The sequence below is a fragment of the Modestobacter sp. SSW1-42 genome (assembly GCF_046635825.1).
Classification (GTDB): domain Bacteria; phylum Actinomycetota; class Actinomycetes; order Mycobacteriales; family Geodermatophilaceae; genus Modestobacter.
Genome location: NZ_JBISCA010000002.1, coordinates 624749 through 637620, shown reverse-complemented (window position 1 = coordinate 637620; position 12872 = coordinate 624749). Strand labels below are relative to the sequence as shown.

The following is a 12872-nucleotide window of genomic DNA, read 5'->3' as shown; positions in this document are numbered from 1 at the left end:
GTCCCCACTCCCGCGGAGGTCGCGCGATGACTGCTCTCACCCCTGCCGCTGCCGGCGGCGCCGGCGTCGACGAGCTGCTGGACCCGTCGTTCCTCGACGGGGTCCAGGACGTGCCGATGGCCGAGGTACGGGCGCTGCGGCACCGCGCCGAGCAGGAGGAGGTCAACCTCTCCTACACGCGGCGGCTGCTGCAGGGGCGGCTGGACATCGTGCGCCGCGAGCTCCAGCGCCGCGCCGAGCACGACGGCCGCTCGCTGGTCGACCTGCTGCCGGAGATCCTGTCCGAGAAGGGCCGCGGCCCCGCCCACGGCCTGGGCCGGCACCAGACCGTGCAGCCCACCTCGCCCGAGCAGTTCGAGACCTGGGTGAACAGCCTGGCCCCGGGCGCCGACCTCACCGACGTCCCGTCGATGCCCGACGACCTGCTCGAGCAGACCGCCCGGTCGCTGGCCGCCGGCGAGCGCACGCTGTCCGAGCGCCGGCGCGGCGTGCAGTCGGTGATGGACGCCGTGGCCGGTGAGCTGGCCCGCCGGTACCGCGAGGGCCTGGCCGACGTGGCGCAGCTGCTCGCCGACGAGTCCCGGCACGGCTGACGAAGGACCCCGTCGCCCCCCCCCCACCGCTCGCAGGCTCGCGGCGGGACCCTGCGACGGGGCCGAGCGGGGGTCGGCCCGGCAGGCCGGGGAGCTCCCGGCAGGATGGGCGCATGAGCGCATGGCCGGTGGACCCGGTGCTGGTCGAGGTGTGGCGCGGCGGGCTCGGGTCCGACGTGCTGGAGTCGGTGCACCGGGGGGCGCTCGTCGTCCTCGGGGCCGACGGCGCGCCGCTGCTGTCGGTCGGTGACGTGACCCGCCCGGTGCTGCCGCGGTCGTCGAACAAGCCGGTCCAGGCGACGGTCTACCTCGACGCCGGCTGGCAGCCCCGCGACGACCGGGAGCTGGCGCTGGCCGCGGCGTCGCACAGCGGCGAGGACGGCCACCGCGAGCTGGCCGCGCAGGTGCTCGCCGGCGCCGGGCTCGGCCCCGACCACCTCGGCTGCCCGCCCGCGCTGCCCGGCCACGAGGGCACGCGGGCGCACTGGCTGGTCGAGGGCCGCGCGCCCGACCGGCTGGCCATGAACTGCTCGGGCAAGCACTCGGCGATGCTCGCGGCCTGCGTGGCGGCCGGCTGGCCGACCGAGGGTTACCTCGACCCGGCGCACCCGCTGCAGCAGGCGATCGAGGCGCGGCTGGGCGAGGCCGGGGGCGACCCGGTGTCCGCTGTGGTCGTCGACGGCTGCGGCGCACCCCAGCACGCCATCTCGCTGACCGGCCTGGCCCGCGGCGTCCTGTCGCTGGTGCGCGCCGAGCCCGGCACGGCCGGCCGCCGGGTCGCCGACGCGGTGCGCGCCCACCCGTGGCTGGTCGCCGGCACCGGCCGCGACGACACCGAGCTGATGCAGGCCGTCGACGGGCTGCTGGTCAAGGGCGGGGCGGACGGCGTGCACGTGGCCGCGCTGCCCGGCGCCGGAGCCGTCGCGCTCAAGTTCGACGACGGCGGCGACCGCGGCCGGCTGCCCGCGCTGTGCGCCGGGCTGGTGCACCTGGGCGTGCCCGCAGAGACGCTCGCCCCCTGGTCGTCGACCGCGGTCTCCGGCGGCGAGGGCGTCGTCGGCCGCATCCGCCCGTCCGACGTCCTGGCCTGAGCCGCGTCCGGACGGCGCCCACCCGGGTCGACCCGGGCCAACGGACGTGGATCCGTGCCGTGGCGCGGCTCCACGTCGGCTGGAGCGGGTCGACCCGCTGTGCGGTAGCGACCAGGCTGCTAGCAGCGCGCTTGCAGGAGCTAGCAGCGCGGGCTACGGTGACCCCGTGCAGCGACCCACGGAGTTTGTCCGCGAGCAGGTGACCGCGGTCCGCGAGAGCGTGGTGACCGCGGCCGCCGAGGCGCAGACCGTGCCCGCGGCCGTGAGCTCGCAGGTCGGGGAGTTCATCCGCTCCCAGCGCAGCGCGGCCCAGGTGTCGCTGCGCGAGCTGGCCCGGGTGGCCGGGGTGAGCAACCCCTACCTGTCCCAGGTCGAGCGCGGGCTGCGCAAGCCGTCGGCCGAGATCCTGGCCCAGATCGCCCGGGGCCTGAAGATCTCTGCCGAGACGCTCTACGAGCAGGCCGGCATCCTCGACCGCCGCTCGGGCACCGCCGGCACGGTCGCCGCCATCCGCGGCGACGAGGCGCTGTCGGAGCGGCACAAGGCCGTGCTCCTGGAGCTGTACGAGACCTACGCCCGCGAACACGCCGCCCAGCTCGCCCGCGAGCAGGAGGCGGCGGCCACCCCCACCCCCACGGAGGAGACGGCATGAGCCGCACCGACACCCTGAAGTCCTACGGCGAGACCCTCGTCGAGACCGGCCGCACCGGCCTGCTGGCCGCGATCGGCGCCGGTGACGTCGCCGTCGACCGCGCCCGCACCGTCGTCGTCGGGCTGCGCGCCCGCGCGGAGGCGCTGCCCGGCGAGGCGCAGGTCCAGGCCGACCTGGGCGCCAAGGAGGCCCGCACCCGGGTCGAGGCCGCCCGCGAGCAGGCCCGCCGCGCCGCCGTCCAGGCCCGCACCACGGTGACCGAGCTGCGCCCGGAGACGGTGCTGGGCACCGTCACCGGCCTGGTCGAGGCCGCCCGCACCCAGGCGCTGGGCGCCGTCGGCGAGCTGGCCGGCCGCGGCGAGCAGCTGGTCGGCGAGCTGCGCCGCCAGCCGGCCTTCCGCAAGGTGGTCGCCCGCACCGAGCGCGCCGTGGACGCCGTCGAGGACGGCCTCGAGGACGTCCTCGAGGAGACCGGCGAGACCGTCGCCGAGGCCTCCGACACCGTCACCTCGGTCGCGCAGCGGACGGCGGCCCGCACCGGCGCCGCCCTTGACGCGGCCACCGCCGAGGTCCAGGACGCCGCGGAGACGACGAAGGCCGCCGTGGCCGACGCCGCCGCCGACGCACCGGCCACCGTGGAGCCGGCGGCCGCGGAGCCCGTCGCCGCGAAGCCGGCGCGCAAGCGCGCGGCCAAGGCGACGCTGCCCGACCCGCTCGCCGTCCCGGCCAAGAGCGACCGCACCTCGAAGTGAGGCCTCGCCCCGGTCCCCGCACCGCGGGGGCCGGGGCGTCGTCGTCCCACCCGGACGGGTCACCCCGGCCGGAGGCGGGCGCGTTCCCCGGCGGCCGGTGGCGCGACCCGCCTATCCTCGGCTCATGGGCAGCTTCGACGGCTTCGTCTACACCCTGGTGACCTTCGGGACCCTGGCCCTGGCGGGCTGGGCGCTGGTCGACGCCGTCATCCGTCCGGCGGCGTCCTTCGTGGCCGCGGGCAAGCTCAGCAAGCCCGCGTGGCTGGCCATCACCGGCATCGCCACGCTGCTGCTGTGGGTCATGGGCCCGCTGAGCTTCCTGGGCCTCCCGGCCGTCGTCGCCGCGGTGGTCTACCTCGTCGACGTGCGCCCCGCCGTGCGCAGCCTCAACCGGGGCAACAACAGCTGGTGACCCGCGCGGCCGTCAGTAGGTGTCGTCGGCCGGCATGAGGACCCACAGCGCGACGTAGGCGATGAACTGCGGCCCGGGCAGCACGCAGGACACCACGAAGGCCAGGCGCAGGCCACCGCGGGAGAGCCCGAACCTGCGGGCCAGGCCGGAGCAGACCCCGGCCACCACCTTGTGGCGGGTGTCGCGGGTGAGCCGGCGGGAGGAGGGAGCGGTCATCGCCCGACCCTACGGCGCCCAGGCCCCCCGTGGCTCAGTCGAAGATCCCGGCCGGCGGCTGGGGTGAGGGCTGGGCGTCGGCGTCGGTCACCGGCGCCGCCTGGCCGACGAACCGGTCCAGCTCGGCGCCGTCGACCACCCGGGCCGGCATCGGGTCGCCGGCGCAGCGGCGGGTGAGCCCGGCGATCGGCAGCTCGACGTCGGAGGCCACCGCCACCGTGTTGCCGAACCGCCGTCCGCGCAGGGTGCCCGGCTCGGCGAGCAGGGCCACGTGCCCGAAGACCGCCCGCAGCGTCGCCGCCTCCGCGCGGGCGAAGCGCAGCGGCGGGCCGTCGGAGACGTTCCACGCCGTGACGCCGCCGGTCTTCAGCACGCGCGCGACGTCGGCGGCGAACTCCACGGTGGTCAGGTGCGCCGGGGTGCGGGCGCCGGCGAACACGTCCACCAGGACGACGTCGGCCGAGGCGTCCGGCAGCGCGGCCAGCCCCTCGCGGGCGTCGGCGGCGCGCACCCGCACCCGGGCGTCCCGCGGCAGCGGCAGCTCGCGGCGCACCAGCTCGGTCAGCGGCTCGTCGAGCTCGACCACCCGCTGCCGGGAGCCGGGCCGGGTGACCGCGACGTAGCGGGCCAGGGTGAGCGCGCCCCCGCCCAGGTGGACGACGTCCAGCGCCTGACCGGGCTCGGCGGCCAGGTCGAGCACGTGGCCCATCCGGCGGACGTACTCGAACTCCAGGTGGGAGGGGTCGGTCAGGTCGACGTGCGACTGCGGGACGCCGTCGAGCATCAGCTGCCAGGAGCCCTCCCGGTCGGCGTCGGCCAGCAGCTCGGCGGTGCCGCCGGCGACCTGGGTCGGCCCCGGGAGGGCCGACAGGTGCGCGCGGTCCTTGCGGCCCATCGTCAGCGCCCCCGCAGCAGGGTCTCGGCGGCCCGGTCGCCGTGCACCGTGACCTCGCCCGGCCGGCCCCACAGGTGCAGCAGCAGCTGGGCCGCCGTCCCGCTGACGGCGGCGTCGGCGTCCGGGGCCGGGCCGTCGGTGCACCGGACGGCGCCGTCGGCCACCTCGACGGTCCAGGCGCGGCCGAGGTCGGTCGCGGTCACGCCGACCCGGGCGCGGGCGGTGGCCAGCGGCGCGTGGTGCTGCCACCGGGGCAGCACGATCGCCAGCAGCTCGTCGACCCCGTCACCGGCGAGCACCGGGTCGACGGGGGACAGGGGCAGCGCCGCGGTCGCCTCCAGGTCGTGGCGGTGGACGGTGTGCTCGTGGGCCTGCCGCCGGGCCCAGGCGCGGGCGGTGGAGCTCGCCGCCGGGCTCATGTGCCAGGCGGGCGCGTCGGGGTCGGTGGTGCGCAGGGTGGCGACCAGCTCGATCAGGCCCTGCGCGTACCAGCCGTGCAGGTCGTCGTCCGGTTCGTGGGCCGCGCCGCGGTCGGGTGGGCGGGTGCTGCCGGCCCGCAGGACGCCGACGGTCCAGCGGTGCACGCCACCCAGGTGGACGACGAGGTCGCGGGCGGTCCAGCCGGGCACCCAGGGCACCGGGGCCTGCAGGCCGCCGGGGGCCGGGGTGCGCCCGGTGTCCAGCTCCTCGGCGAGGACGCCGATCCGCTCGCCCTCCTGCTCGACGGCAGCGGTCCAGCGGTCGAAGAGCTCGTCGGGCACGTCGTCCATCGTGCCGCACGGGGAGCGGGTGGCCCGGACGGTCCACCCGCTCCCGGCCGGGGTCAGCCGTTGTAGGGCGGGAGGACGTCGAGCACCCAGGTCACGCCGAACCGGTCGGTGACCATCCCGTACAGCGGGGCGTAGCCGGCCGGGGCGAGCGGGGCCCGCACCGTGCCGCCGACCACGAGCCGCTGCCAGTACCCGCTGACCTCCTCGGGGTCGGTACCGCGCACCGAGACGTAGACGGCGTCGGTGCCGGCGTCGTAGGCCCGCCCCGGCGGGACGTCGAAGGCCATGACCGCGAAGCCGTTGGGGGCCTGTACGCCGCCCCACTTGACCTGCTCGGCCACGGCCCCGTCGGCGGCGTCCTGCTCGTCGCCGCCCTGGGCGAAGGTGAAGGCCATGACCTCCCCGCCGAAGACGGCGGCGTAGAAGTCCAGCGCCTCGCGGGCCTGGCCGCGGAAGTTCAGGTGGGTGGTGGTGGTGACGCTCATACCGGTCTCCTCGCTGTCGGCCACCCCGTCGGTGGCACAAGAGGGACGTTGTCAGCAGTAGCGGACAGGATCGGTCCTCTACTGTCGGGCACGATGGGGACATGCCCCCGACGAGCGGGACGTCGTCCCGGCTGCTGACCCTGCTGTCGCTGCTGCAGGCCCGCCGCGACTGGCCCGGGGCCACGCTGGCCGACCGGCTGGGCGTCACCGCGCGCACCGTGCGCCGCGACGTCGACCGGCTCCGCGAGCTCGGCTACCCCGTCCAGGCGTCCAAGGGCCCCGACGGGGGCTACCGCCTCGCCGCCGGCACCGACCTCCCGCCGATGCTGTTCGACGACGACCAGGCGGTCGCGCTGGCCGTGGCCCTGCAGCTGGCGGCCACGAGCGGGGCGGGGATCGGCGAGGCCGCGGCGCGCGCGCTGACCACCGTCCGCCAGGTGATGCCGGCCCGGCTGCGGCACCGCGTCGACGCCGTCCAGGTCACCCCGCTGGCCGGGGCTGCGGCCGCGGAGGTCGACCCGGCGGTGCTGGTCGCGCTGACCGCGGCCGTCCGGCGCCGGGAGGTGGTGCGGTTCGACCACGGGGGGACACCGGCACCGCGGCGGGCGGAGCCGCACGCGCTGGTCGCCCGGGCCGGCCGCTGGTACCTGGTCGCGTTCGACCTCGACCGTGACGACTGGCGCACCTTCCGCTGCGACCGGATGACGCTGCGCACCCCGAACGGCCCGCGCTTCACCCCGCGTGCCCTGCCCGGCGGCGACGTCGCGACGTTCGTGGACGCTGCCTTCCGGGGTGGTGCGACCGGCAGCTGGCCGTGCACCGGCACCGTCGAGCTCGGGCTGCCGGCCGCCCGGGTGGCCCCGTTCGCCGGCGACGGCGTCGTCGAGGAGCTGGGCCCCGACCGCTGCCGGCTGACGATCGGCGCGTGGTCGTGGGTCGGGGTGGCCGCCGCCGTCGCCCGCTACGACACCGACGTCCTCGCCGTGGACCCGCCGGAGCTCGCGGCGGCCTTCCGCACGCTGTCCGCGCGCTTCGCCCGGGTCGGGAGCTGACCGCTCAGACCGCCAGGCCGAGCAGCAGGTCGGCCACCGCCTGCGGCCGGGACAGGAACGGGTGGTGGCCGGCGTCGAGCTCCACGATCGTCCCGGCGCGCCGGGCGAACTCCCGCTGCGCCGACGCGGGGGTGCCCCGGTCCTGCGCGCACACCAGGTAGGTCGAGGGCACGTGGTGCCACGCGGCCGCCTGCACCGGCCGCCCCAGCACCGAGACGCTCTGCCGGGCCAGCCGGGCGAGCGCGTCGGCCGCCACCTCGGGACAGTCCTGCAGGAACGTCGTCGTCAGCAGCTCGGGCCGGACGCCGAACGTGCCACCGTCGACATCGAGGAAGGGCGCCGGCTCCGGGCCGCCGCCGAAGGTCGACAGGCTCTCGCCGACCTCGGGCAGGTAGCTGGACACCAGGAGCAGGTGCCCGACCGCGTCGACGCCGGCGGCGGCCTCGGCGGTGACGATGCCGCCGTAGCTGTGTCCGACCACCACCGTCGGCTCGTCACCGTCCAGGAGCACCTGCCGGACGGCGGCGACGTCGTCGTCCAGCCCCGCGCCGGCCGCGCCGGTCTCCCCGCAGCTGGGCAGCGCGGGGGCCACGCTGGCCACGCCCCGCGCCCGGAGCAGCGCGGCGGTGCGGTGCCACCACCACGCGCCGTCCCGGACGCACGCCCCGTGCACGAACACCACTCGCATCTGAGCCTCCTCGACGTCGGACTGTGCGGCCGACGCTAGACGTACCGCCAGTTACGCGAAAAGATCCGGACGTGGGTCGACACAAGCAGCCGGAGATCCGGGAGCGCCTGCTGGACGCGTGCACCGATGCCGCGCTGGCCGGCGGCCTGCCCGACCGGCTCGAGCCGTTCGCCGCCGCCACCGGCACCTCGACCCGGATGCTGCTGTACCACTTCGGCACGAAGGACGCGCTGCTGCGCGCGGTGCTGCGGCAGGCGCGGGCCCGCCAGCGGCGGGACTGGGAGGCGCTGCTGCGCGTGCGCCCGGACGAGGACTACCGGACGACGCTGGCCCGCGCGTGGGCCGGCATGACCGGGCCGGACGGGCAGCGGTACCTGGCGGTGTTCAACCGGCTGCGGGAGGACGCCGAGCAGCAGCTGTGGCCCGGCTTCCGGCGGGAGGCCACGACGGACTGGCTGGTCCCGCTGGAGGGAGGGCTGCGGACCATCGGCCGGCGGGAGCTCGCGACGCTGGTGCTGGCCGTCATCCGCGGGCTGTTCCTCGACCTGGACGCCACCGGCGACACCGAGCGCGCCGACCAGGCGTGGGCGGCGTTCGTGGCGTCACTGGGCGACCCACAGGTCACGTCGGGGCGACCGCCGACCAGCGGACGGTGACCTCGCCGTGCCGCCAGCGCCGGGTCGGGCCCAGCAGTGGCCAGCCGTCGGCGGCCAGCGCCTCGCACGCCGCCGCCCAGCGCTGCCGCGGGCCGAACGCCGACAGCCCGGCGGCCGCCGCCCACGCGACGTCGAACGCGGTGAGGAACGTGTGCACCGGCTGCCCGGGCACGTTGTGGTGGATCAGCGCCTTCGGCAGCCGCTCGGCCAGGTCCGAAGGCCGGTCGAGGTCCGACACCCGGGCGGCGAGGGTCAGGGTGAGGGGGCCGTCCTCGTCCAGAGCCACCCAGGTCGCGCGCCGTCCCCACTCGTCGCAGGTGCCCTCGACGAGCAGCCCGCCGGGCGCCAGCGCGCCGCGCATGGTGTCCCAGGCGCGGCCGGCGGACTCCTCGTCGTACTGGCGCAGGACGTTGAACGCCCGCACCAGCACCGGCCGCAGCCCGGCCAGCTCGAAGCCACCGACCCGGAAGTCCACCCGCGGCGGGTCGCGGTCGGCCGCCACCGCGGCCACCCGCTCGGGGTCGATCTCCAGCCCGACGACCTCCAGGCCCTCGATCTCCGGGGCGAGCCGGTCGATCAGCTCCAGCGTCGTGACCGCCGACGCGCCGTAGCCCAGGTCGACCACGAGCGGCCGGGCGGCGTCGCGCAGCCGGGCCACCTGGGTGGCCACCAGCCAGCGGTCGACCCGGCGCAGCCGGTTGGCGTTGGTGGTGCCGCGGGTCGGCAGGCCGAGCGCGCGGGCCCGGCCGGCGGCCAGCCTGGGCGCCTTGCGCACGGGGGGCAGCGACGCACGCTGGGTGTGGTCGCTCACGGACGACGAGGTTAGCCGCACGGGCCGTTACCGTGGGTGCGTGCAGGAACGCCGGGACGCCCGCCTCTCGGACCTGACCACCCTCGGCGTCGGTGGTCCGATCGACCGGTTGGTCGAGGTCTCCACCCGCGCCGAGCTGGTCGCCGCCGTCCGGGACGCCGACGACGCCGGCCGCCCGCTGCTGGTGCTGGGCGGCGGGTCCAACATCGTCGCCCCCGACAGCGGCTGGCCCGGCGACGTCGTCCTGGTCCGCAACTCCGGGGTGGCCCGCACCGACACCGCCGACGGCGTCCAGCTCGAGGTCGAGGCGGGGGAGTCCTGGGACGACCTGGTGGCCCTCACCGTCGCCGAGCACCTCGCCGGCATGGAGGCGCTGTCCGGCATCCCCGGCTCGACCGGCGCCACGCCGGTGCAGAACGTCGGCGCGTACGGCCAGGAGGTCGCCGCGCTGATCACCGCCGTGCGGGTCTGGGACCGGGAGCGGCGGGCCGAGCGGGTGCTCACCCCTGCCGAGCTGGCCTTCGCCTACCGCGACAGCATGCTCAAGCAGCGGCCCGGTGTCTTCGTCGTCCTGTCGGTGACCTTCCTGCTGCGGGCCTCGGACTCCTCCAGCCCGGTCAGCTACGCGGAGCTGGCCAAGAAGCTGGGCGTCGAGCTCGGCGAGACCGCGCCGCTGGCGCAGGTGCGGGACGCCGTGCTGGAGCTGCGCCGCGGCAAGGGCATGGTCTGGGACCCCGCCGACCCCGACTCCCGCAGCGCCGGCTCGTTCTTCACCAACCCCGTCGTCCCGGTGGGCACCGCGGTGCCCGGGTGCCCGTCCTGGCCGGCCGGCGTCGGCGCCGACGGTGCTGCGCAGGTGAAGCTGAGCGCGGCCTGGCTGGTGCAGCACTCCGGCTACGGCAGGGGCACGCGGGCCGGGCGGGTCGGTACGTCGTCGCGGCACAGCCTGGCGCTGACCACCGAGCCCGGCGCGACCGCCGCGGAGCTGATGGCCTTCGCCGGCGAGGTCGTGGCGGCGGTGCGCACGCAGTTCGGCGTCACCCTGGTGCCCGAGCCGACGCAGGTCCGGCCGTGAGCATGCGACCCGACGAGTCCCTGCAGCTCGGCGCCCTGTACGACGCGCTGCGCACGCCCGCCCCGATGCCCGCCGACCCCCGGCAGATGACGGGTTGGATGGCGCGCCTGGAGGCCGACGCGGCGCTGTCCGGCCTGATCTCCCGGGTGCTCAACTCCGGGACGGCGACCACCGCCGAGGTCACCGACGCGCAGGCGCTGTTCGAGCGCAGCGGCACCGCCGCCGACCCCGCCCGCGTCACCCGCGCCTACGAGGTCCTCCTCCACCACGCCGAGTGAGCCGGTGATGGAGTCCCAGCGGTGCGTTCCTGGCGCGCTGGGACTCCATCGGGCTCAGTCGGCGTCGCGGACGACCTTGTGCTGGGCGGCCTGGGCGAGCGGGCGGACGACGAGCAGGTCGACGTTGACGTGGTGCGGCCGGGTGACCAGCCAGCCCACGACGTCGGCGACGTCTGCGGCGGTCAGCGGCTCGCGCACACCGCGGTAGACGGCGTCGGTCTTCTCCTGCGAGCGCGTGCGGTTGAGCGTGAACTCCTCGGTCTTCACCATCCCGGGCGCGACCTCCATCACCCGCACCGGCTCCCCGGCCAGCTCCAGGCGCAGCGTCTCGGCCAGCGTGTGCACCCCGTGCTTGGCCGCGGTGTAGCTGGCGCCGCCCTCGTAGCTGATCAGCCCGGCGGTCGACCCCATGAAGACGACGTCGCCGGCGCCGGAGGCGCGCAGCGCGGGCAGCAGCGCCCGGGTCACCCGCACGGTGCCCAGCACGTTGACGTCGTAGGTGCGCTGCCAGGAGTCCAGGTCGGCCTCGGCCACGGGAGCGGTGTCGAAGGCCCCGCCGGCGTTGTTGACCAGGACGTCGACCCGGTCGAGCCCGGCGGCGAGCGCGTCGACCGAGGCCTGGTCGGTCACGTCGAGGGCCACCGCGCGCCCGCCGATGCGCTCGGCCAGGGCGGTGAGCCGCTCGACCCGGCGGGCGGCCAGGACGACGGTGAACCCGTCGGCGGCCAGCCGCTCCGCGGTGGCCGCGCCGATGCCGCTGGAGGCACCGGTGACGACGGCGACGCGGCCCTGACCACGGAAGGGGGACGGCGGGAGCACGGGGCTGGACATGTGCCCATCCTGGCGCTGTTGCACACTGGGAACGAGACAGGGGTGCCCGACCGGGTGCCACACCAGCCACATGCGTCCCAGCAGGCGAACGTCCCGGCTGGCCGGTGCCCGAGCGGGGAGGAGTGCCGTGCCCGCTCGCCGTCATCCCCGCCAGCCCACGCCCTGGCGCGCCGGCCCGCCGGCCGCCGCCGGCCCGGTGCTGCCGCGCCGGGTGGCCACGCTCTCGGTGCACACCAGCCCGCTGGAGCAGCCGGGCGCCGGTGACGCCGGCGGCATGAACGTCTACGTCGTCGAGGTCTCCCGCCGGCTGGCCGAGCGCGGCATCGCCGTCGACGTGTTCACCCGGGCCACGTCCAGCGACCAGCCGCCGGTCGTCGAGATGGTGCCCGGGGTCTCCGTGCGCCACGTCAGCGCCGGCCCCTTCGAGGGCCTGGGCAAGCACGACCTGCCAGCGCAGATGTGCGCCTTCACCGCCGCCGTCCTGCGCGAGGAGGCCCGGCACGAGCCGGGCCACTTCGACGTCGTCCACTCCCACTACTGGCTGTCGGGCCAGGTGGGCTGGCTGGCCCGCGACCGGTGGGGCGTGCCGCTGGTGCACTCGGCGCACACCCTGGCCAAGGTCAAGAACGCCGCGCTCGCCGAGGGCGACGAGCCCGAGCCGCGCGCCCGGGTGATCGGCGAGGAGCAGGTCGTCGCCGAGGCCGACCGGCTGGTGGCCAACACCGCCGAGGAGGCCCGGCAGCTCGTCGACTTCTACGACGCCGACCCGCGCCGCACCCTCGTCGTCCCGCCCGGGGTCGACCTGCAGCGCTTCTCGCCCGGTGACCAGCGCGCGGCCAGGGAGCGGATCGGGGTCCCCGCCGACGCCGTCGTCCTGCTGTTCGTCGGCCGCATCCAGCCGCTCAAGGCGCCCGACCTGCTGCTGGAGACCGCTGCCCGGATGCTCGCCGCCGACCCGGCGCTGCGCAGCCGCCTGCAGGTGCTCGTCGTGGGCGCCCCCAGTGGCTCCGGGCTGGCCGAGCCGCAGCGGCTGCAGGAGCTGGCCGTCGCGCTCGGCATCACCGACGTGGTGCGCTTCCTGCCGCCGCAGCGGGCCGAGCGGCTGGCCGACCACTACCGCGCCGCGGACGTGGCCGTCGTCCCCAGCCACAACGAGTCCTTCGGCCTGGTCGCCCTCGAGGCGCAGGCGTGCGGCACCCCCGTGGTGGCCGCCGCCGTCGGTGGCCTGCCCACCGCCGTCGACGACGGCGTCTCGGGCCTGCTGGTCGACACCCGCGACCCCGACGACTACGCCGCCGCCGTCCGCGCGGTGCTCGCCCGCCGGGAACTGCTGGCCGCCGGTGCCCGCCGGCACGCCAGCGCCTTCAGCTGGGACCGCACGACCGACTCCCTGGTCGACGCCTACGCCGCCGCCATGGCCGAGATGCGCTCCGCGGCCGAGTCGCGCCGGGCCGCCCGGCAGGTCGCCCGCGCCGCCGGCGACCGCTTCCGCACCCCGATGAGGCTGCGCGCCCGCTGACCGGGCTGCTCTCCCGGGTGACACCCACCCGGCCGGATGCTGCCGTGTGCCGTCACCACGGGTGCAGGAGTGACGGGTGTCTCGCCGGGTCGGGTG

General features: G+C 76.8%; 17 protein-coding genes. 10 read left to right on the top strand and 7 right to left on the bottom strand.

Annotated elements, in window-relative coordinates:
- The first annotated feature begins 26 nt into the window (after positions 1-26).
- The 5 genes from ACGBYP_RS08345 (at position 27) to ACGBYP_RS08325 (ending at position 3500) form a co-directional block, all read left to right on the top strand.
- Entirely contained in the window at positions 27-593 is a 567-nt protein-coding gene (locus tag ACGBYP_RS08345) for an aerial mycelium formation protein (protein WP_411582904.1), read from the top strand.
- Between the two features lie 113 nt (positions 594-706).
- Positions 707-1684 (top strand): asparaginase, encoded by a 978-nt coding sequence (locus ACGBYP_RS08340; protein ID WP_411582902.1) that lies wholly within the window; start codon positions 707-709, stop codon positions 1682-1684.
- A 166-nt stretch (positions 1685-1850) separates the two neighbouring features.
- Positions 1851-2336: a helix-turn-helix domain-containing protein gene (locus ACGBYP_RS08335; protein ID WP_411582901.1), complete on the top strand. Its 486-nt coding sequence runs from the start codon at positions 1851-1853 to the stop codon at positions 2334-2336.
- Positions 2333-3088, top strand: coding sequence for a hypothetical protein (locus ACGBYP_RS08330; RefSeq protein ID WP_411582899.1), 756 nt, complete (start codon positions 2333-2335; stop codon positions 3086-3088). The genes ACGBYP_RS08335 and ACGBYP_RS08330 overlap by 4 nt, the downstream gene beginning before the upstream one ends.
- Before the next feature lie 124 nt (positions 3089-3212).
- Positions 3213-3500, top strand: coding sequence for a DUF2516 family protein (locus tag ACGBYP_RS08325; RefSeq protein WP_411582897.1), 288 nt, complete (start codon positions 3213-3215; stop codon positions 3498-3500).
- Between the two features lie 12 nt (positions 3501-3512).
- Here the strand turns inward: ACGBYP_RS08325 and ACGBYP_RS08320 are convergent, their stop codons facing one another.
- From ACGBYP_RS08320 to ACGBYP_RS08305, 4 genes are all read right to left on the bottom strand, one after another.
- Positions 3513-3716 carry a PspC domain-containing protein gene (locus ACGBYP_RS08320; RefSeq protein WP_411582895.1) on the bottom strand — a complete coding sequence of 68 codons (204 nt, stop codon included), beginning with the start codon at positions 3714-3716 and terminating at the stop codon, positions 3513-3515.
- Positions 3717-3750: 34 nt separating this feature from the next.
- On the bottom strand, positions 3751-4611 hold the full coding sequence (locus ACGBYP_RS08315; RefSeq protein ID WP_411582893.1) for a spermidine synthase: 861 nt from the start codon (positions 4609-4611) through the stop codon (positions 3751-3753).
- Positions 4612-4613: 2 nt separating this feature from the next.
- Complete coding sequence (locus tag ACGBYP_RS08310; protein WP_411582891.1) at positions 4614-5372, bottom strand: maleylpyruvate isomerase N-terminal domain-containing protein; 759 nt, start codon at positions 5370-5372, stop codon at positions 4614-4616.
- 62 nt (positions 5373-5434) lie between these two features.
- On the bottom strand, positions 5435-5866 hold the full coding sequence (locus tag ACGBYP_RS08305) for a VOC family protein (protein WP_411582889.1): 432 nt from the start codon (positions 5864-5866) through the stop codon (positions 5435-5437).
- A gap of 101 nt (positions 5867-5967) precedes the next feature.
- Between ACGBYP_RS08305 and ACGBYP_RS08300 the strand changes: the two genes are divergently transcribed.
- On the top strand, positions 5968-6918 hold the full coding sequence (locus tag ACGBYP_RS08300) for a helix-turn-helix transcriptional regulator (RefSeq protein WP_411582887.1): 951 nt from the start codon (positions 5968-5970) through the stop codon (positions 6916-6918).
- Positions 6919-6922: 4 nt separating this feature from the next.
- On the opposite strand, the gene ACGBYP_RS08295 is transcribed toward ACGBYP_RS08300, so the two are convergent.
- Positions 6923-7606, bottom strand: a complete 684-nt coding sequence (locus ACGBYP_RS08295) for an alpha/beta hydrolase (RefSeq protein ID WP_411582885.1) — start codon at positions 7604-7606, stop codon at positions 6923-6925.
- 71 nt (positions 7607-7677) lie between these two features.
- Here ACGBYP_RS08295 and ACGBYP_RS08290 point away from each other — a divergent pair, with 71 nt between their 5' ends.
- A complete protein-coding gene (locus ACGBYP_RS08290; RefSeq protein ID WP_411582883.1) occupies positions 7678-8262 on the top strand; it encodes a TetR/AcrR family transcriptional regulator in 585 nt (194 codons plus the stop codon).
- On the opposite strand, the gene ACGBYP_RS08285 is transcribed toward ACGBYP_RS08290, so the two are convergent.
- A complete protein-coding gene (locus ACGBYP_RS08285; RefSeq protein WP_411582882.1) occupies positions 8228-9073 on the bottom strand; it encodes a class I SAM-dependent methyltransferase in 846 nt (281 codons plus the stop codon). The genes ACGBYP_RS08290 and ACGBYP_RS08285 overlap by 35 nt on opposite strands.
- A gap of 40 nt (positions 9074-9113) precedes the next feature.
- Between ACGBYP_RS08285 and ACGBYP_RS08280 the strand changes: the two genes are divergently transcribed.
- Together ACGBYP_RS08280 and ACGBYP_RS08275 are read left to right on the top strand one after the other, a co-directional pair.
- The gene (locus ACGBYP_RS08280) at positions 9114-10148 is read left to right on the top strand and encodes a UDP-N-acetylmuramate dehydrogenase (RefSeq protein ID WP_411582880.1); all 1035 of its coding nucleotides are present in this window, start codon (positions 9114-9116) and stop codon (positions 10146-10148) included.
- Positions 10145-10426 carry a hypothetical protein gene (locus tag ACGBYP_RS08275; protein WP_411582878.1) on the top strand — a complete coding sequence of 94 codons (282 nt, stop codon included), beginning with the start codon at positions 10145-10147 and terminating at the stop codon, positions 10424-10426. The genes ACGBYP_RS08280 and ACGBYP_RS08275 overlap by 4 nt, the downstream gene beginning before the upstream one ends.
- A gap of 54 nt (positions 10427-10480) precedes the next feature.
- Here the strand turns inward: ACGBYP_RS08275 and ACGBYP_RS08270 are convergent, their stop codons facing one another.
- On the bottom strand, positions 10481-11257 hold the full coding sequence (locus ACGBYP_RS08270) for an SDR family oxidoreductase (RefSeq protein ID WP_411582876.1): 777 nt from the start codon (positions 11255-11257) through the stop codon (positions 10481-10483).
- 127 nt (positions 11258-11384) lie between these two features.
- Between ACGBYP_RS08270 and mshA the strand changes: the two genes are divergently transcribed.
- Positions 11385-12776 carry a D-inositol-3-phosphate glycosyltransferase gene (gene mshA, locus ACGBYP_RS08265; RefSeq protein ID WP_411582875.1) on the top strand — a complete coding sequence of 464 codons (1392 nt, stop codon included), beginning with the start codon at positions 11385-11387 and terminating at the stop codon, positions 12774-12776.
- Positions 12777-12872 lie beyond the last annotated feature (96 nt).